20 protein-coding genes and 1 pseudogene are annotated in these 17633 nt (G+C 56.6%); 6 read left to right on the forward strand and 15 right to left on the reverse strand.

Annotation, left to right across the window (positions count from 1 at the left end):
* Positions 1–51: 51 nt before the first annotated feature.
* From SCD_RS12685 to SCD_RS16750, 8 genes and pseudogenes are all read right to left on the reverse strand, one after another.
* A complete protein-coding gene (locus tag SCD_RS12685) occupies positions 52–795 on the reverse strand; it encodes a M48 family metallopeptidase (protein ID WP_009207674.1) in 744 nt (247 codons plus the stop codon).
* A complete protein-coding gene (locus SCD_RS12690; RefSeq protein WP_009207673.1) occupies positions 792–1508 on the reverse strand; it encodes a lysophospholipid acyltransferase family protein in 717 nt (238 codons plus the stop codon). Before SCD_RS12690 ends, SCD_RS12685 begins: the two co-directional genes overlap by 4 nt.
* A gap of 85 nt (positions 1509–1593) precedes the next feature.
* Positions 1594–2136, reverse strand: coding sequence for a D-glycero-beta-D-manno-heptose 1,7-bisphosphate 7-phosphatase (gene gmhB / locus SCD_RS12695; protein ID WP_041674125.1), 543 nt, complete (start codon positions 2134–2136; stop codon positions 1594–1596).
* A gap of 290 nt (positions 2137–2426) precedes the next feature.
* Positions 2427–4547, reverse strand: coding sequence for a glycine--tRNA ligase subunit beta (gene glyS / locus SCD_RS12700; RefSeq protein WP_009207671.1), 2121 nt, complete (start codon positions 4545–4547; stop codon positions 2427–2429).
* Complete coding sequence (glyQ, locus tag SCD_RS12705; RefSeq protein WP_009207670.1) at positions 4544–5467, reverse strand: glycine--tRNA ligase subunit alpha; 924 nt, start codon at positions 5465–5467, stop codon at positions 4544–4546. Before glyQ ends, glyS begins: the two co-directional genes overlap by 4 nt.
* A gap of 35 nt (positions 5468–5502) precedes the next feature.
* Complete coding sequence (locus SCD_RS12710; RefSeq protein ID WP_009207669.1) at positions 5503–5781, reverse strand: GIY-YIG nuclease family protein; 279 nt, start codon at positions 5779–5781, stop codon at positions 5503–5505.
* Entirely contained in the window at positions 5778–7340 is a 1563-nt protein-coding gene (gene lnt / locus SCD_RS12715; RefSeq protein ID WP_009207668.1) for an apolipoprotein N-acyltransferase, read from the reverse strand. The genes SCD_RS12710 and lnt overlap by 4 nt, the downstream gene beginning before the upstream one ends.
* A 3-nt stretch (positions 7341–7343) precedes the next feature.
* Positions 7344–7463: pseudogene (locus tag SCD_RS16750) on the reverse strand (tyrosine-type recombinase/integrase); the annotation flags it as partial.
* Positions 7464–7734: 271 nt separating this feature from the next.
* On the opposite strand from SCD_RS16750, the gene SCD_RS12725 reads away from it, so the two are divergent.
* From SCD_RS12725 to SCD_RS12750, 6 genes are all read left to right on the forward strand, one after another.
* Positions 7735–8091, forward strand: a complete 357-nt coding sequence (locus SCD_RS12725; RefSeq protein ID WP_009207666.1) for a DsrE/DsrF/TusD sulfur relay family protein — start codon at positions 7735–7737, stop codon at positions 8089–8091.
* A 52-nt stretch (positions 8092–8143) separates the two neighbouring features.
* Positions 8144–8497 (forward strand): hypothetical protein, encoded by a 354-nt coding sequence (locus SCD_RS12730; RefSeq protein WP_009207665.1) that lies wholly within the window; start codon positions 8144–8146, stop codon positions 8495–8497.
* A 139-nt stretch (positions 8498–8636) separates the two neighbouring features.
* Positions 8637–9023, forward strand: a complete 387-nt coding sequence (locus tag SCD_RS12735) for a cupin domain-containing protein (RefSeq protein WP_009207664.1) — start codon at positions 8637–8639, stop codon at positions 9021–9023.
* Between the two features lie 107 nt (positions 9024–9130).
* Positions 9131–9757, forward strand: coding sequence for an FMN-binding negative transcriptional regulator (locus tag SCD_RS12740; protein WP_009207663.1), 627 nt, complete (start codon positions 9131–9133; stop codon positions 9755–9757).
* Positions 9758–9862: 105 nt separating this feature from the next.
* The gene (locus SCD_RS12745) at positions 9863–10753 is read left to right on the forward strand and encodes a DMT family transporter (protein WP_009207662.1); all 891 of its coding nucleotides are present in this window, start codon (positions 9863–9865) and stop codon (positions 10751–10753) included.
* A 178-nt stretch (positions 10754–10931) separates the two neighbouring features.
* The gene (locus tag SCD_RS12750) at positions 10932–11537 is read left to right on the forward strand and encodes a DUF4202 domain-containing protein (protein WP_009207661.1); all 606 of its coding nucleotides are present in this window, start codon (positions 10932–10934) and stop codon (positions 11535–11537) included.
* Positions 11538–11665: 128 nt separating this feature from the next.
* Here SCD_RS12750 and SCD_RS12755 read toward each other — a convergent pair whose 3' ends face one another.
* The 7 genes from SCD_RS12755 to SCD_RS12785 all read right to left on the reverse strand — a co-directional run bounded on the left by SCD_RS12755 (position 11666) and on the right by SCD_RS12785 (position 17591).
* Positions 11666–11989: a hypothetical protein gene (locus SCD_RS12755; protein ID WP_009207660.1), complete on the reverse strand. Its 324-nt coding sequence runs from the start codon at positions 11987–11989 to the stop codon at positions 11666–11668.
* Positions 11986–12699: a DUF599 domain-containing protein gene (locus SCD_RS12760; RefSeq protein WP_009207659.1), complete on the reverse strand. Its 714-nt coding sequence runs from the start codon at positions 12697–12699 to the stop codon at positions 11986–11988. The genes SCD_RS12755 and SCD_RS12760 overlap by 4 nt, the downstream gene beginning before the upstream one ends.
* Before the next feature lie 286 nt (positions 12700–12985).
* Positions 12986–13504, reverse strand: coding sequence for a peptidoglycan-associated lipoprotein Pal (gene pal / locus SCD_RS12765; RefSeq protein ID WP_009207658.1), 519 nt, complete (start codon positions 13502–13504; stop codon positions 12986–12988).
* Positions 13505–13539: 35 nt separating this feature from the next.
* Entirely contained in the window at positions 13540–15246 is a 1707-nt protein-coding gene (locus SCD_RS12770) for a SulP family inorganic anion transporter (RefSeq protein ID WP_009207657.1), read from the reverse strand.
* A complete protein-coding gene (locus tag SCD_RS12775) occupies positions 15243–15425 on the reverse strand; it encodes a hypothetical protein (RefSeq protein ID WP_009207656.1) in 183 nt (60 codons plus the stop codon). Before SCD_RS12775 ends, SCD_RS12770 begins: the two co-directional genes overlap by 4 nt.
* Before the next feature lie 227 nt (positions 15426–15652).
* Positions 15653–16927: a sensor histidine kinase gene (locus SCD_RS12780; RefSeq protein ID WP_161626942.1), complete on the reverse strand. Its 1275-nt coding sequence runs from the start codon at positions 16925–16927 to the stop codon at positions 15653–15655.
* Positions 16920–17591, reverse strand: a complete 672-nt coding sequence (locus tag SCD_RS12785; RefSeq protein WP_009207654.1) for a response regulator transcription factor — start codon at positions 17589–17591, stop codon at positions 16920–16922. The genes SCD_RS12780 and SCD_RS12785 overlap by 8 nt, the downstream gene beginning before the upstream one ends.
* Between the last annotated feature and the right edge of the window lie 42 nt (positions 17592–17633).

Here is a 17633-nt window from a genome sequence, read left to right on the forward strand (position 1 = left end):
CCTCTCCCCCAAGGGGGGAGAGTGATGATGTATCGCTTCGCGATGCTCACGTTAAAAGCGATGGTAGCGCGCGCCACCAACCTTGAGCGCCCGTTGCGCCGCCGCGTAATGCGGCAGGGTTTCCTCGACGATGGCCCAGAAACGGGGGGAATGGTTAAGCTCACGGATATGGGCCAGCTCATGTACTACAACATAGTCGATCTGGCTGATGGGCGCCTGAATCAGCCGCCAGCTCAGACGGATATCGCCACGCGAATTGCAGCTGCCCCAGCGGGTGCGCGCACCTGACAAGGCCACGTTCCTCACCGCCAGCCCCATGCGATCGGCGTAATGTTCCAGCCGCTGAACGAAATGGCGGCGCGCTTCGGTGCGGTACCACTGCTCCAGCTTGCGCCTGACCACTTCGGTATCATCGATATCCGGCACCTTCACGATCAAGGTATCGTCCTCCAGCAGGTGCGGCTGAGCCCGCAGACCGCCTTCCATCACGCGCAACACCAGCTCGCTGCCCAGGAACAGCAGCGTTTCCCCGTCAGCACAATTGAAGGTGGCCGGCTGGCGCTCCTGCCATTCACGCAGCTTGTCGAACAGCCACCCGGAACGCGCCCTTAATACCTGTTCCAGGCGGCTATCGGCGGCCCGTTGCGGCGCACTCACGGTCAGACCGCGATGATCGATGCACAAACCGATAGTCCGGCGTTTTGGGCTGCGCTTGAGCAAATATGAAATTTCCTGGCCATCCAGCCGAAGGGTGCGGGTTTCGCTGGCGGCGCGTGGTTTGGAGAAAAGACTCACGCTTCCCCGGCGGCGATGCGCGCCATTTCGCCCTCGATCCAGGCTTCAGCCCGCGCGTTCAACTCGTCTGCCTTGATCCCTTTTGAATCGATCTGCGGGCCGAAGCTGATGGTGATCATGCCGGGTCGTTTGAGAAAACCGTTCTTGCCCCAGTACTCGCCGGCGTTATGCGCCACTGGCAGCACCGGGGTTCCGGTATGGGTGGCGAGCCAGGCACCGCCGATATTGTACTTGCCTTTCTCGCCGGGTCGGACACGCGTGCCCTCGGGAAAAACCACGACCCAGAAGCCTTTTGCCAATCGCGCCTTACCCTGATCCAGGATCTGCTTCAGCGCGGCCCTGCCTGCTCCCCTGTCGATAGCTATCGGGCTGGCGATGGCCAGCGCCCAGCCGAAAAAAGGGATGCGCAGCAGCTCGCGTTTCAACACCCACACCAGCGGCGGCAGAATATCCTGGAACGCCAGGGTCTCCCACGCCGACTGGTGCTTGGACAGAACAATAACCTGAGTATTGGGAATGTTCTCCCGGCCGACAATGCGGTAGGAAAGCCCGCAGGTCAGCTTTAGCCAGGGCAGCATGATTTTTGCCCAATGCGCGATCAGGCGGTAGCGGGTGACGGGGTCGAGGGGCAGAGAAAAGAAGGCTGCTAAAAAAAAGAAGGGGGTGAACAGCCACATCCCCAAAGCGAAGATGAAGGAACGAATCCAGATCATGCTTTAAAAGCCGTGAGGAGTGAAGAGTTAGAAGTGAGGAGTAAAAGCACCCCACCATTGCCGTTTTTGACCTTACTCCTCACCCCTAACTCCTCACCTCAATCACGTGCTTGACCGCTTCACCAAGGTCAGCAAAAACCAGGGTGTTTTCAGGCAGACCGCCTTTTTCGTGGGTTTTCATGCCTTTGCCGGTAAGCACCAGGATCGGCTGGCCGCCCACTTCCGCCGATGCCTGCAAATCACGCAGGCTGTCGCCGATGCAGGGTACGCCAGCCAGGCTCATGTTGAAGCGCGCAGCGATTTCCTGGAACATGCCGGGCTTGGGTTTGCGGCAGCCGCAATCCGAATCGGCGGCGTGGGGGCAAAAAAAGCACGCATCGATGCGCGCACCAACCTGGGCCAGAGTTTTGTGCATCTTGTCGTGAATTTCGTTGAGCATGGCCATGTCGAACAGGCCGCGGCCGACGCCGGACTGGTTGGTCGCCAGCACCACCTTGAACCCGGCCTGATTCAGGCGCGCAATCGCCTCCAGGCTACCGGGGATGGGCCTCCACTCTTCCGGGCTCTTGATGAAGTGATCGCTGTCGTAATTCACCACGCCATCGCGATCGAGAATGATCAGTTTAATTGGGGGCATATGTAGGGCTCGTTAATGGATAATTTGGGCATACGTTGCCGCATATTCGGGATGGATGCAAGGCGCGAGGCGCGGCGAATGGTTGTTCCATTCGCAAGCCTCGCAACGCCGCAGACGCCAGAATACGCGGCAACCCTTCGGGCTGGGGCTGGTTGGGATGCATTCCGTTGTTGCGAACCGCTTGTTGTGAACGGACATAACTGCGCGTCCCGCGCCTAGGACTGCACCCCAACCAGCCCCAGCGTATGCCCAAATTATCCATTAACGAGCCCTTTATCCCGTCAGGATGCCAATTTCGAAATATCCGCCACCTGGTTCATCAGTTCACCCAGGCTTTTCAGCAGCGCCAATCGGTTGTTGCGCAGCTGCGGCTCTTCGGCCATCACCATCACCTGGTCGAAAAAGGTATCGACCTCGGTGCGCACGCCGGCCAGCGCCGTCAATGCTTCTGTATAACCGCCATTCTGCACCGATGAGACCACACTCGGGGCCAGTTCGTTCATCGCCTCGAACAGCGCCTTTTCAGCCGGCTCCGACATCAGCGCCAGTTCCGCACCGCCCGCCGGCAATTCGCCGGCTTTTTTCAGGATGTTCTGGATGCGTTTGTTCGCCGCCGCCAGCGCTGCCGCCTCGGGTAGTTGCTTGAAAGCTTGCACCGCGTCCAGGCGCGGAACCACTCGGTCGATACGGGTTGGCGCCTGGCTCACCACGGCATCGATCTCGTCCGGCGCAAATCCCTTGTCGCGCAGATAGCCCTTCAGCCGCTCCAGCATGAAACCGTGAACATCCAGCGCCACGCTGTCGGCCAGCATTTCCGCCGGGAACAGCGCGCGGGTCTGCTGCAGCAATTGCAGCAGGTCGAGCGGCAGCCCCGACTCGGCGAGGATGCGCAGCACGCCCAGGGCGTGACGGCGCAGTCCGAAGGGATCCTTGTCGCCGGTAGGCACCAGGCCGATGCCGTAGATGCCGACCAGGGTATCCAGCTTGTCGGCCAGCGCCGCCGCCGCGCCGATGTTGTCCTGCGGCAGCGCATCGCCGGCGAAGCGCGGCCAGTAATGCTGCTCGATGGCGCGCGCCACTTCCTCGCGCTCGCCGTCATGCAGGGCATAGTATAGGCCCATGATGCCCTGCAGTTCGGGGAACTCGCCCACCATGTCGGTCAGCAGATCGGCCTTGGCGAGGTGTGCGGCGCGCTCGGCCAGCTCCGCGCTGGCGTTGAGCTGGCGCGCGATCTCGCCGGCCAGCTTGGTGACACGCTGAGTCCGCGCCAGCTGGGTGCCGAGCTTGTTATGGTAGACCACGTTACCCAGCTTCGGCACGCGCGAAGCCAGGGTGTTCTTGCGGTCCTGATCGAAGAAGAACTTGGCGTCCGCCAGACGCGGGCGCACTACCCGCTCGTTGCCACCGATCACCGCACTCGGGTCGGCAGGATGAATGTTGGAAACGATCAGAAACTGGTTGCTCAACTTGCCGGCCGTATCCAGCAACGGGAAATATTTCTGGTTCGCCTTCATGGTCAGAATCAGGCATTCCTGCGGCACGCCGAGAAATTCCTCGCCAAAGCAGCCGATCAGCACATTGGGACGCTCCACCAGGCCGGTGACCTCGTCCAGCAGGGCATCGTCCTCCACCGGCTTCACGCCGCCGACTTTCGCCGCTGCTTCATGGAGCTGGCGCACGATGTCGGCGCGGCGCTCTTCAAAACTGGCGATCACCGCACCCTCGTTTTCCATCTGCGCCGCATAGCTGTCGGCCTCCTTGAGGCTGACCGGGCTGACGGCAGCCTCGAAACGGTGGCCTTGGGTGGCGCGACCGGCGGTCAGGCCGAGCACTGAAACCGGCACCACCTCGGCACCGTGCAGGGCCACCAGGCCATGCACCGGCCGCACAAAATTGACTGTGCTCCAGCCGGGCTGTTCACAATTTTCATGCAACTGATAGGCCATTACCTTGGGGATCGGCAGCTTGGTCAGCGACTCGTCCAGTGCCTTTTGCAGCCCTTCCACCAGAGTCGCGCCCTTGGCCACACTATCAAAAAATAGCGCTTCGCCCTTGCCTTCGCCGACGCGCTTGAGATTCGGAACCATAGCCTCATCCTGTCCCAGCGCAGCGAGCCGCTTCAGCAATGCGGGCGTGGCCTTGCCATTGGCATCCAGCCCCACGTTCACCGGCATCAGTTTGTGCGACACCGGTTTGTCCGCAGCCTGGGCGGCCACGCCAGCAACCTGCACCGCCAGACGACGCGGCGAGGCGTAAGGCGTTACGACAGCATCGGCTGCGGCCAGGCCTTGTGCCTTGAGGGAATCCGCAATGGCGGCGGCAAAGGCATCGCCCAGCTTCTTCAGCGCCTTGGGCGGAAGCTCTTCGACAAAAATTTCTACCAGCAGGTTTTGAGTGCTCATGCCTTTACCGCCTTTTCTTCCAGCTTGGCCAGCACTTCGTCGGCCCACTCTTTGGGTGCCATCGGGAAGCCGAGGCGGGCGCGGCTATCCAGGTAGCTCTGGGCGACGCTGCGCGCCAGGTTGCGGATGCGGCCGATGTAGGCGGCGCGTTCGGTCACCGAAATGGCGCCACGGGCATCCAGCAGATTGAAGGTGTGTGCGGTTTTCAGTACCTGCTCGTAGGCAGGCAGGGCAAGCTGACTTTCCATCAGGTGTTTGGCCTGTTTCTCGTGGGCATTGAAAGCGGTGAGCAGGAATTCCACGTCGCTGTGCTCGAAGTTGTAGGTGGACTGCTCCACCTCGTTCTGGTGGTATACATCACGATAACTGAGACCCTTGGTCCAGGTCAGGTCGAAGACGTTTTCGACCCCCTGCAAATACATCGCCAGCCGCTCGAGGCCATAGGTGATCTCGCCGGTAATCGGCTTGCAGTCGATGCCGCCGACCTGCTGGAAATAGGTGAACTGGGTCACTTCCATGCCGTTCAGCCAGACTTCCCAGCCCAGGCCCCAGGCACCCAGAGTGGGGTTTTCCCAATCGTCCTCGACAAAGCGAATGTCGTTGCTCTTGAGGTCGAAGCCGAGTTTTTCCAGCGAACCGAGGTACAGTTCCAGAATATTTTCCGGCGCAGGTTTCAGCACCACCTGGAACTGGTAGTAATGCTGGAGGCGATTGGGGTTCTCGCCATAACGGCCATCCTTGGGGCGACGCGAGGGCTGGACATAAGCGGCACGCCAGGGCTCGGGGCCGAGGGCGCGCAGAAAGGTGGCGGTATGGCTGGTACCCGCGCCCACTTCCATGTCGTAGGGCTGCAACAGGGCGCAACCGCGTTCGGCCCAGTAATTCTGAAGCGTAAGAATGATTTCCTGGAAAGTCAGCATTGTTTCGTCGGGTGATTTTTTGAAAGGGGTTGATTTTACTTCTTTTCCGACTCCGGCAAAACCCCGTTGCACTGGAACAGCAAAGCCAATTTCGCGCTACGCGGCAACCGCTTTATCTGCGCCTCGCGCCGGCTCGCGGCAGCGCGGTCGAGTTGATCCTCTGAGAACACCAGCTTCACCGGGAGCCGGCTGCGCGTGCATTTTGATGCCGTGCCGCTATTGTGTGCCGCCAGGCGCTTTTCCAGGTCGTTGGTAATGCCGGTGTAAAGCGTGCCGTCGGCACATTCCAGCATATAGCAATGCCATCCGCTCATCGTCTCCGGCGCCCCGGCTTTTGTTGTTCTCTGGCTGACATCACCTTGCTCACGATCCAGTTCACCCCCAGCAACAGCCCCAACAATCCGAGCACCGGAAAATTTCCGAAGCGGACATATGGCGTTGCCCCGGCGAAACCCTGAGCCTCACCATCCAGCCGGGTAGTGGTAAATTCCGGCGCGCGCTTCAGCACTTCGCCGCGCTGGTTAATGATGGCGGTGATGCCGGTATTGGTGGCGCGCAACATGTAGCGACCGGCCTCCAGCGCGCGCATCTGCGAAATCTGCAGGTGCTGCCAGGGCGCAACAGTATCGCCGAACCAGGCGTCATTGCTCACATTGACCAGCAGCGATGCGGCCGGCAGCTGGTTGATCAGCTCCTCGCCGAACACGTCCTCGTAACAGATCGCCATTGCCACCTTCTGGCCAGCCACCTGCAACGGCGGCTGGATAGTCTCGCCGCGCGAGAAGTCCGACAGCGGGATATGAAGCACATTAACAATCCAGCCGAACAGCGGTTTGAACGGGATGAATTCACCGAACGGCACCAGATGGACTTTGCGGTAAATCTGCACCGGCGAACTGCCGAGACTCAATACACTGTTGAAATATTCCCCGCTCTCGGTGCGCTCAGGCACGCCCACCAGCACGTCACCACCCAGCTCTTTCGCACGGCTGGACAGCATTTCCAGGTAGCTCAACGAAAGGTCGTGCAGCAACATCGGCAGCGCTGTTTCCGGCAGCACGATCAGGCGCCCCGAGCTTGCCAGCGTCATCGCCATGTAGGTGTCGAGCGTGGCCTTGGCCTTGTCTTCGCGCCACTTCATCTCCTGCGGAATATTGCCCTGCAGCAGGCTGACCGTAACCGGCGCGCCCAGCGGTTTGACCCATTCGACCTGCTTCAGCGCAAACCCCGCCACAGCCAGCACCAAAATGATGATTGCCGGAAAAACCATACCCGCCTTGCCGTGGCGTTGCATCCGGACATCCGCCACCAGTGCCAGCGCACCAGCAAAAATGACGGAGGCAAGCGACACCCCATATACCCCGGCCAGCGGCGCAAAGCCTGCCAACGGGCTGGCAACGGCCTGCGAGTAACCTATCGCCAGCCAGGGAAAGCCGGTAAAAAGCCAGCCCCTGGCCCACTCCATCAACACCCACAGCGCCGGAATCAGCAACAGGGCGCGGCGCCGGGTCAGGCCGCCGGGACCGGCCTGCAGCAAGCCCGCCGCGGCCGGGAACAGGGATAGCACCAGACAGAACAAAAAGGTCGCCACTACCGCCAGCAACATCGGCATACCGCCGAACTCGTGGATGCTGACGTACACCCAGCTCACCCCGGCGCCGAAGAAGCCCAGCCCGAAAGCGAAACCGGTGTAGGCCGCGGCCTTGCGCGATGAAGCCCGCGACCAGAGCAGGAACAGCGCCGTCAGTGTGAGAAGTGGCAGAAAGAACAATGCCTCCGGCGCGAAGCCGAAAACGGTGATCGCCCCGATTATCAGGGCAACAGACATCTGGACAAGCAGGGAACGGGAAAAGGCAGAGGCGGGTTTCGTCATCCTTTATGCCATATCCAGCGGGCTCTTCACGCCCTTGCCGCCACGATTCAAGACATGGGTATAGATCATGGTCGTGCTGACATCCGAATGTCCGAGCAGCTCCTGCACGGTGCGGATACTGTAATGCTTGAGGCGAATTTTCCCCCTTACTTGATCAAGCAACTTGGGCGCAGATGGGGGTAATGACTCTGAGGTTGTCAGCATTTATTTTAGGATGTGCTAAATTTATGTAACATAATGAAATTACTATAATAATACAATTACATAAAAAAATGGACAAACTTTTGACGCAATATCATGCATCAAATAGGACGTCTACTTAACGTTAGGCATCTGTATCCGTGGAGGTTGAGCTATCACTTGAGTAAGGTGTTCGCATATATAGGGAATTACTATGAAAATCCTGATTATCTTCAATCGAGAGCCTTATGACAGCACTGATGTCACTTGGAATGGATTGCGTCTGGCCGGAAAGTTGTTGGAGGCAGGGCAAGACGTCAGAATATTCCTCATGAATGACGCCGTTGATATGGCCCGTGATGTATGCAAGCCGCCCGAAGGTTATGATCAAGACCTGTCCAAAATGCTCAAGGAACTCATTGCTCAGGGAGTCCCAGTGAAGGTTTGTGGAACGTGCATGGCACGTTGCGGTATTTTCAAGAACCATCCATATTTCGATGGAGCCGAAAAGTCCACAATGCCCGCGTTGGCTGAGTGGGTCGTTGAAAGCGACAAGGTCATTACTTTCTGATGGGTAACCAATCATTCCACCGGACCTTAATTCAAACGTTGGGCCTAGCTATATGACCATTCTCAGCAAGCTATCTCTAAACGCGAAAAGCGGCATTCTGGTCGCAGTAACCGCTTTGGTTGTCGCTTATGTCCGCACCTTCCTCCAGTACGATAGCTATGGCTGGGAGTCCATTGGCGCATTTCTTCTTTCGTGGTTTGTTCACTATTTGGGTGTGTGGTTATTCATAGCCATCAGTGGGGCTTTCGTTTCAAGATTCGCCCCCGTCTTTCTTGGCAAAGACTTACCTCGCGAAGAACTGTCACCGAATGAACTGCTTGTTTATATCTCACTGGTGGTTTTGGTCGCTGCAATAGTCATGTTTGTTTTGGCACACTGGCCAGCATCGGGCATCTACAGTGAATAAAGCTATGCCCAACCCAACGCTCCAGCGGACGCGCCGCAAGCGGTGCCCAGCTGAGCTTGGGCGTCAATCACTTAAACGGATGCGGTGATTGACAGCACACTTGCCACAAAGCATCCATTCACCCAAAGGAGAATCGATCATGCGGATAGCGAAGGAAGATGTGGATATCAAGATGGAAATCCCCGGTGCGGTGATCCGTCAGCGAACGGATTTCGGCGATGCAACTGGACTGGGAAAAATCAGCGGCGAATGTTTCACTCTCTCGGCGGGTGTTGACACGACCCCGTTGTTCCAAGGGCTGGAAGGAAATTTGTGTCAGTGCCCTCACTGGGGCTTCGTCCTGCGCGGCCAACTCACCACAACCGACGCGGAGGGCACACAAGAGACTGTCAAAGCGAATGATCTCTTCTACTGGCCACCTGGGCACAACGTAAAGGTCGATGCGGACGCGGAAATTATCATGTTCAGCCCTCAGCACCAGCACAGCCATGTCATTGATCACATGATAAAGAAGGTCAAAGGGTAGTGTCCATGTGACGTGCATTTTCCCTAGGCCCAACCCATCATTCCACCGGACCTGCGCGAAATGCCGCGCAGGTCCGGTGAATTCAACGTTAGAATTCAGGAACCGACATGTACATTCCAGAGCATTTCAAAGAAACAAATTCGGAGCGCATCTCGGCGCTAATCGAGGGAAATTCCTTTGGAATGCTGGTCACGGCTCCAGATGGTGCGCCTTTCGTTAGTCACTTGCCCTTCATCTTTGACCGCGCCTCAGGTTCCAAAGGCAAGCTGCTCTGCCACATGGCACGGGCAAATTTGCAATGGCGTCACTTTTCATCGTGCGGTGAGGTGCTGACTGTATTCCAAGGGCCACATGCTTATGTTTCCCCTTCGTGGTATTCGTCGCCTGGCGTTCCAACATGGAATTACGCAGTAGTTCACCTGCGCGGGAAACCCCGACTCATCGAAAGCGAGTCCGAACTTGAAGCCTTGGTTGAACAACTGACCCATGTTTATGAATCTCACATGCCAAGCCCATGGAAACCAGACCTTGCAGGTGAACGGCGTACAAAACTTCTCAATATGATTGTGGGCTTTGAAATTGAAATCACAGACATTCAGGCAAAGTTCAAACTCAGTCAAAACCTCCTACCTGAAGGCCAACAGAGCGTGATTGAGAAGCTGGGACAATCAAGCAATCAAACTGAGGTCGCAGTGGCAAAGCTCATGGCGGGGGAAAGCAATGCAGAGTTCTAACATTGCGGTCAAGCGGGTCTGGCTTACAGCAGGATTCGCCCGCTTCCAGCCGTCCCTTTATCTTGAACGTTGAGCGCCTCCCGGGGAACCACCTGAAGGAATGAAATGTCATTTGCACGCATAGTTGCCCTGACGTCGCTGGCCATGATTGCATTTGCGGGCAATTCGCTGCTGTGCCGTGTTGCGATGAAAGACACCAGCATAGACGCAGCGAGTTTTACGACAATCCGACTGATCTCGGGAGCGGTAATGCTATGGCTGATCGTGCGATTGAGTCGCGGCACACAGATCGGCAGGGGCAACTGGCTATCGGCATTCGCGTTATTTGCTTATGCCGCGGCCTATTCTTTTTCGTATGGGAGCTTGTCTGCGGCAACGGGTGCGCTGCTGCTCTTTGGCGCTGTCCAGGCAACGATGATCAGCCATGGCATTTGGGCGGGAGAACGTCTGGTGAGACTGCAGCTCGTCGGTCTTGTGCTCGCGCTGGGAGGGCTGGTTGGTCTGTTGCTGCCCGGCCTTTCTGCGCCACCCCTGTCCGCTTCCCTGTTGATGTTGGGCGCCGGTGTCGCATGGGGCGTCTATTCATTGCGCGGGAGAGGCGCGGGCAATCCCACCAGGGTAACGGCGGGGAATTTTCTGCGCGCTGTTCCTATCGCGGCAGCATTGAGCATATTGATGCATGACGGCGCTTCTCTGGATAGCGCGGGATTCTGGTACGCGGTTTCATCGGGTGCGCTGACTTCCGGAATAGGGTACGCCATCTGGTACACCGTATTGCCCGCGTTGAAAGCAACCAATGCTGCGACAGTGCAACTCAGTGTTCCAGTCATTGCCGCCTTAGGGGGCATCGTTTTTCTCGGCGAGTCCTTAACCCTGCGTTTGGTATTGGCGTCCGTAGCCATACTCGGTGGAATTGCGCTGGTGATTCTGGAGAAACAAAATGCAACCGGCGCCCAACAAGTTGCTCCGGCCGATACCGCTTCGCGGCGCGACTGAGCTTGATCGTTGAGCATTTCTGGAACCGTCATCCGCCTGACTTGGCCACCCGGCACCCAGACAGCTGCGCGGGGCTGCACCAGATTGTCCCCAATATTTGCAGTATAAAAACTACTTGTTAACAAAGCGCTGCACCTTGTTTACCATAGCCATCTGATTCATTTTCAAGCGAGACACCATGACCACCGTATCCGACCGTGCCAAAGACGCTATTGCCCGAATCGACGCCGCCAACTCGGAAGACCCCAACAAGGAAATATTCGAAGGTAAGGAATACCCCAAGGAACTGCTGTATTCAGAGCGCATGACCACCTGGCTGAACAAGTTCGAACCCAACGCATCCGAGGCATTGCAGCTTGCCGCGCGCGCCCAGCACATTTGCCGCTGGAAGATTCCGCGCAGTGATTACCCGATGAACCGCAAGGGCTATAACGACTGGCGCACCACCCTGGCGAAATTCCACGGCGACACTACGGCCGCGATCATGAGGCAGGCTGGCTACGACGACGCGATGTGCGAGACGGTCAAGTCGCTGTTGCTGAAGGACCGCATCAAGCTGGGCGACCCCGATGGCCAGATCCTGGAAGATGTAATCTGCCTGGTGTTTCTGGAATTTTATTTCGTCCCCTTCGCGCCGCATTACACCGAGCCGAAGCTGATCAGCATCGTGCAGAAGACCTGGAAGAAGATGTCGGAACGCGGCCACGAGACCGCGCTTACTCTCGCCCCGCTCTGGCCGGCAGACTTGCTGGCGTCGGTGCAAAAGGCGCTGGCAAGCGCATAAGTGGTCTTTACGTCGAATGGTGCGCGACTCGCGCCGTTCGGCTACCGCCACTTTTTCATCAAGGCAAGAATCCGCTCCAGTCACTCAGGCGCGCGCGGAGCAGAAGGCTTCGCATATTCCCGCCTTTGTCAGAAATGTTCAAATTCCCAGGCGAGCAGAAAACCACCAATGACCATCAATGATAGTCCAGCAAGAAATAGGATATCGGCATATTTCTCAAATTTTACGGCTCGCCTGACGGAGCGAATGGAAAGATAAGAAAGAAAGCAGCTAATCAGAAAGATCAGGCCGGTAAAAGCCATGAGGTTATCGATAATGGTGCTGGCATGATGACGGGTTTCAATCAGACGCACGATGCCGATGACAGTAATGCATACCCCTGCCATGGTGGCGGAGGTCGGCAGGATGTGATTGGAAATACTGCCGTTCGTGGCACCAGGCTTGCTGTTCATGGTTTTCGTTCAACTTCCGAATCGTTTTTCTCCGGACCGTAATCGTCGACCATGATTTTGGGTGCCCGGTCGATTCGGTAAAGCACTATCAGCAAGCCGAGAGTGGCGATCAGCATGAAATGCGGCCCAAACAGCCAGAATACGATGGGCACGATGTAGTAATAGGCACGCATGCCAAAATGGTAGAACATGCCCGCCCGATTGAGGTGGGTTGCGACATGGGCAGGCGATATGGCTTTGTGGTTGAGGGCGACCGGCACATTGATCATGTAGCCGACATGGTTGAAGACCCGAACCGACATCGAGAAGCTGAAGAAGGCAATGAACAGGTCGAGCAGCAACAGCAGCAACTTGGCAAGCCAAAGGCCAGAATGCTTGGCACCGATTGCGTTGAGCGAGTGCCAGGTGGACCCCAACCTGGCTTCCTGACCGCTCAGGGTCAGTACGCCGATGATTAGCAGAATGGCGGTAGAAGCGAGGAAGGTTGCCGCCATGGTCGAGTTGCGCAGTGTTTGCACCGCCAGGATGTCCTTGCCCTCGCGCATGATGGTTTCGACCCAGGCGGAACGGGCCATGACGTTGACGGCAGCCACGGTATAAGCCGGATTTTTGGCCTCCTTGTATTTCAGATAAAGCTGATAGGCAATGACCAAAGAAACACTGATTAGAAAACTGATCAGATCTGCGGCGTAAGAAGCGATGGAATCCATGGATGTCCCAGGGTGGCGAATAAATATTTTTGAGCGGCACGAGTTTTTCTCGGCCAGCATTTGAAGTATATCAAGGTTGGCCGAAGTTCTCTCCAACCCATTTCAGAATGGGGTCGAGATTTTTCACAGGCATGGCATCGTCGTTTCCCGCCATCTTAATACTTAATCTCAGGTGAAAATCGAACTGCCGTTACCCCGTAACTTAGTCCACTCTGGAGTATCCAACAGGAAAAGGCCGGTGAATTTCTTCACTCGGCCTTAAACAACACTTGCTTTGGATGAAGTTTCAGTCGCCCTGATAAACGATATCGGAACGGCGATTTTCCTTCCAGCAGGATTCCTCATGGCAGGTAGCGCGGGGTTTCTCTTCGCCAAAGCTGACGACCTCGATCTGGCTGTCGGAAGCGCCGAATACATTCATCATTTTCCTGACGTTATCCGCACGACGATTGCCCAGCGCTATGTTGTACTCGCTACTGCCTCGCTCGTCAGTGTTGCCCTGCACGGTCATTTTGGCGTCCTTGTGGCCGGTTAAATATTTGGAATGCGCCTCGACCATCGGCTTGTATTCCGCCTTCACATCAGACTTGTCCAGATCGTAATACACGCTGCGCCTGGAGAGGATGTTGCTGGGATCCTTCAGAGGGTTGACCGCCACCGACTGCTGGCTAGCCGGCTTGGTGTCCGCGCCAGCCCGAGATGCCGTTCCGCTCTCTAGCGCCGCCTTGGGCTGTTCTTTCACGTCCTGGCCCGCGCATCCGGCCAGAAATAACAAACTCAACAAGCAAACAGACAGACCTTGCATGAATTGCCCCTAACATAATGAATGGAAAATATCTGTCATAGTGCCCGGCCTATTCTCGTATCGATAACCCCGCGCAAGAATAGTTGGTCGAAGGCTTCCTGGTCGCTGGAAAAGATATTGTCGACACCAATTTTTTGGCTCAAACCGGTCTTGTCCATGACTTCTCTAACCTGTTTCTTGGGGCCGCTGAAACCCAAAGTAATCCCGTTGTTTTTTAACCGGCTGATCAGGGTAGAAAGCATCTCGACTCCCGATGCATCCAGATTATTGACTCCGTTGCATTTCACCAGAATGTGGTGAACCGATGGATTTTCTCTTTCGAACGTCAGAAGCGCATCTTCGAAATACGAAACATTGATAAAGCGCAGCGCCCCATCGAACCGGATCGCGCCCAGATTGGGATGCAGAAGAGGCAAGTTGTGACGGCGCGCATCGCGCAGCGTTCCGTCTTCGAACATTCCCAGATCGGCAACACGAGGCTGCATCATTCGGTAAAGCAGCAGTGCCAGCGAAAGGATGATGCCGGTAAGTATGCCGTTCTGGATGTTCGGCGCAAAGGCGAGCGTTGCCAGGAAGGTCACGATAGCTGCGATGCCGTCGTCGCGACTGGCGCGCCAGGCGTTGGTAATCGACTGGAAATTAACCAGTCCGATAACAGCCATCATGATGACGGCCGCCAGAACCGGCTTGGGCAAATGATAAAGCAACGGGGTAAAGAACAACAGCGTCAACAATACGAAGACCGCCGAAACAACCGAGGAAAGAGCCGTCTGCGCATTGGTTGAAAGATTCAGTGCGGAACGTGAAAACGAGCCGCTGACTGGCATGGAATGGCAAAATGCGGAAGCGATTTTTGCCAAGCCCTGACCAATAAGCTCCTTGTTTTCATCCCAGGGTTGACGGGTCTTGAGCGCAATTACCTTGGCACTGGACATCGCTTCCATGAAACTGATCAGCGCGATGACGAAGCCGGCAGGAATGAGCGACTTGGTTGCATTCCAGTCAAGCAGAGGAATGCTGAGGGTGGGTAAACCCTGCGGCACGACCCCAACGACTTTCCCCCCCATACCGGCGTACCCGATCATGTAGCTGACCAAGGTCAGTAAAACCACTGTAATCAATACACCCGGGAGCCTGGGCGTCAGCTTCTTGAACGCAAGCAGCAACAGGATCGCCGAAAGCCCAAAGGCGACCGATATCTCGTGCATGGTATCGATGTGAATGAGCACCTGCCAGATATCGAGAAGGAAGTGGCTGGACTGTGCCGCCGAAATACCTAGTAGTGTCGGGAGTTGTGAAAGTCCGATAATAATGGCGGCGGCGTTGATGAAGCCCATCAATACCGGATTGGACAGAAAGTTGAGCAGCACACCCATCCTCAATGCGCCAAACATGACTTGAAACATACCCGACAACAAAGCCAGCAGGACCACATAGGCATAAAACATTTCGCTGCCGTGAGCCGCCAATGGGGCCACGCTGGCGGCAGTCAATAGTGAGGTCATAGCAACCGGGCCAGTCGAAAGCTGTCTGGAAGAGCCGGTTAAAGCGCCCACGATAGTGGGGATCAGTGCCGCATACAGGCCGTAGTAGGCCGGAACGCCGGCGAGCTGGGCGTAGGCAAGAGATTGCGGAATGGCGACCAGCGATACGGTGACCCCGGCCACCAGATCTTTCTTGAGTGTGTCTGGGGATAGGGTCCGCCATTTTGCAATGGGGAGACGATGAACCCAGGCGTTCATTGTTTTTTCATCGCCTTGTTTTGATCGAGCATCTCCTGAACCTTATCCAGGTTTCCCGCCTCGGCGTAAGAAATTGCCGTAAACAGCCGATCCAGCCCTCGAAAAAAATTCGTTACCGCTAATCGCACGGTAACCAGCGGAGAATCGAAACCATGGATAGTTTCGGAAGGGTATTCCATGAAAGAGGTTGATGCCGAAGATATTCTCATTTTGATCGCTCGCAGATAGGTTGGCTGATGCCGGAACCTCATCACAACAAGCGGTGATTTAAAGGTGCGCGGCCCCGCATCGGCAGGCTGAATTTAGTTAAATCAGCCTGCTTCAAGTTACGAGGCAATCGTACAATGACAGCCGTCAATGGAACGTCAAGGAAGTGTCAAGGGAGCGTTAAGCCGGCTAAGAAGTTTCAAGAGTTTCCGATGAAGAACAACTGGGCGGCAGTGCCGCGACCTTCAGTACTGTCGATGACTGTCTCCCATCCGTACCGGTCGCAGATGCGCTTGACCAGAGACAATCCGATTCCAGCACCGGTGCTGGTCGAGCCCTTGAAGTGCCGCTGGAAGACTTTACCAATTTCTTCCTCATGGATTCCTCGACCGGTATCGGTCACCGTCAAGCAGTTGTCGTCCACCTGGATGAAAACCGAACCAGACTCGGTGTAGGTAAATGCATTCCGGATCAGGTTGGCAATCACGATACTCAGAAGCGTGCGCTCGGCGGAAATTCGAGGGCGACTCCGGTAATCGATTTCGACGTTTGTTGTGGCGCTGACGAGGTAGCGATGCGCCTCTACGACATCTCTGACTACGTCGCATACATCGCATTCCTGCTCGACCGGTTCATCCGAAGTTTTTTCCCGCGCCATCAGCAGCAAGGCGGCAGTGAGGTCTATCATCTGCCGGGCTGCACGACCGACCCGCGCAATGCGCTTTTGCTGTTTTTCGTCGAGACTATCATCCTCCTCCATCAGCTCGACGGCACCCTGGATAATAGCCAAAGGAGTTCTTAGCTCGTGGCTGACATCCGCAGTAAAAGCACGCTCCCGATCCATAAACGCCCGCATCCGCCTGAGGTATCCGTCGAACACTCGGGCGAGTTTGCCGATTTCGTCGCTGGAAAACCCCTTCGCAACATCCGGCACCTCGTCCTCCGGCCTGGCTTTGTCTACCCGTCGAGCAAGCGTAGCGACCGGCGCGACAACCCGCCCCGCCAGCCACCATCCAATTGCCGCAGAAACCAGCGTCATGATCAGGGCGCCGGCCACCAGGTAAATCAGGAATAGCTCCTCGCGCTGCCGCTGTCGCATCTCATTGAACAGCATGACATAACGCTCATCCCCCTGATCTACGACGGCGACCCGGTAAGGAATATTGGCTAGCGTCAACTGATACTTTCCGGGGTTAAGTCTGAGCAACTCGGGCGGAATATTTTCCGCGCCCCTGCCCGGCACATGAACATAGCCGCGCACGCTGATTGTCGCAGGCGGCAGAGAGTTCGGATTGCGCGACCGCCGGGACATATAATCCTCGATTTCCGCCCGCAACGTTTCGTCCATCAAGCGTTCGCCGAGATTGTGCGCGGTAAAGAAAAGGCCTAGCGACAAGAGCAGGCTGACCAATGCGCCAAAGACGGCAAACGTTGATGCAAGCCGGAACCGAAGGCTGTGACGGACGCTAGTCATCGCTGATTTGGTAACCGATCCCCCGCAGGGTTCTGATGAGTGACTTATCCGCCTGTTTGTCGATGGCATTGCGCAAAATGTGAAGGTGCGCCCGCAAGGCGTCGCTATCGGGAGGCGAATCGCCCCAGATGCCACGTTCAAGCTCTTCCCGCGACAACACCCGAGGGGATTGCCTCATCAGGAGTTCAAGAATTTTTAGCGGAATTGGCGGCAGTTCTATGGTTCTCTCGCCCCGCATCACCTTGAGAGTATCAGGGTTGAAAGACAGGTCGCCGACCTGCAGAAGAGACGAACCCTCCCGCACTTGCGCACGGCGCACGAGCGCACGCAGTCGAGCCTCGACTTCCCTCAAAGCAAAAGGCTTGACCACGTAATCGTCGGCACCCGCCTCCAGCCCCGCAATCTTGTCGTCCAGCGAGTCGCGCGCCGTGAGCATCAAGACCGGCGTATGCTTGCCGGCTTCCCGCAGTCGCCGGCATAACGTCAGCCCGTCGATGCCGGGCAGCATCAGATCCAGGATGAGAACGTCGTACTGATTCGATGCGGCAAGATGAAGCCCGGTGATGCCATCTCCAGCCAAGTCCATATCATGGCCTTTCGCTTCGAAATAATCGAACATGTTCAGCGCCAGATCACGGTTGTCTTCTATCAGCAGAATATTCATCGTAAATTCAAGTATCGCAACTACTCAGCCAAACCCGGCAAA

It is taken from the genome of Sulfuricella denitrificans skB26 (genome assembly GCF_000297055.2).
In the GTDB taxonomy this organism is placed as follows: Bacteria; Pseudomonadota; Gammaproteobacteria; order Burkholderiales; family Sulfuricellaceae; genus Sulfuricella; species Sulfuricella denitrificans.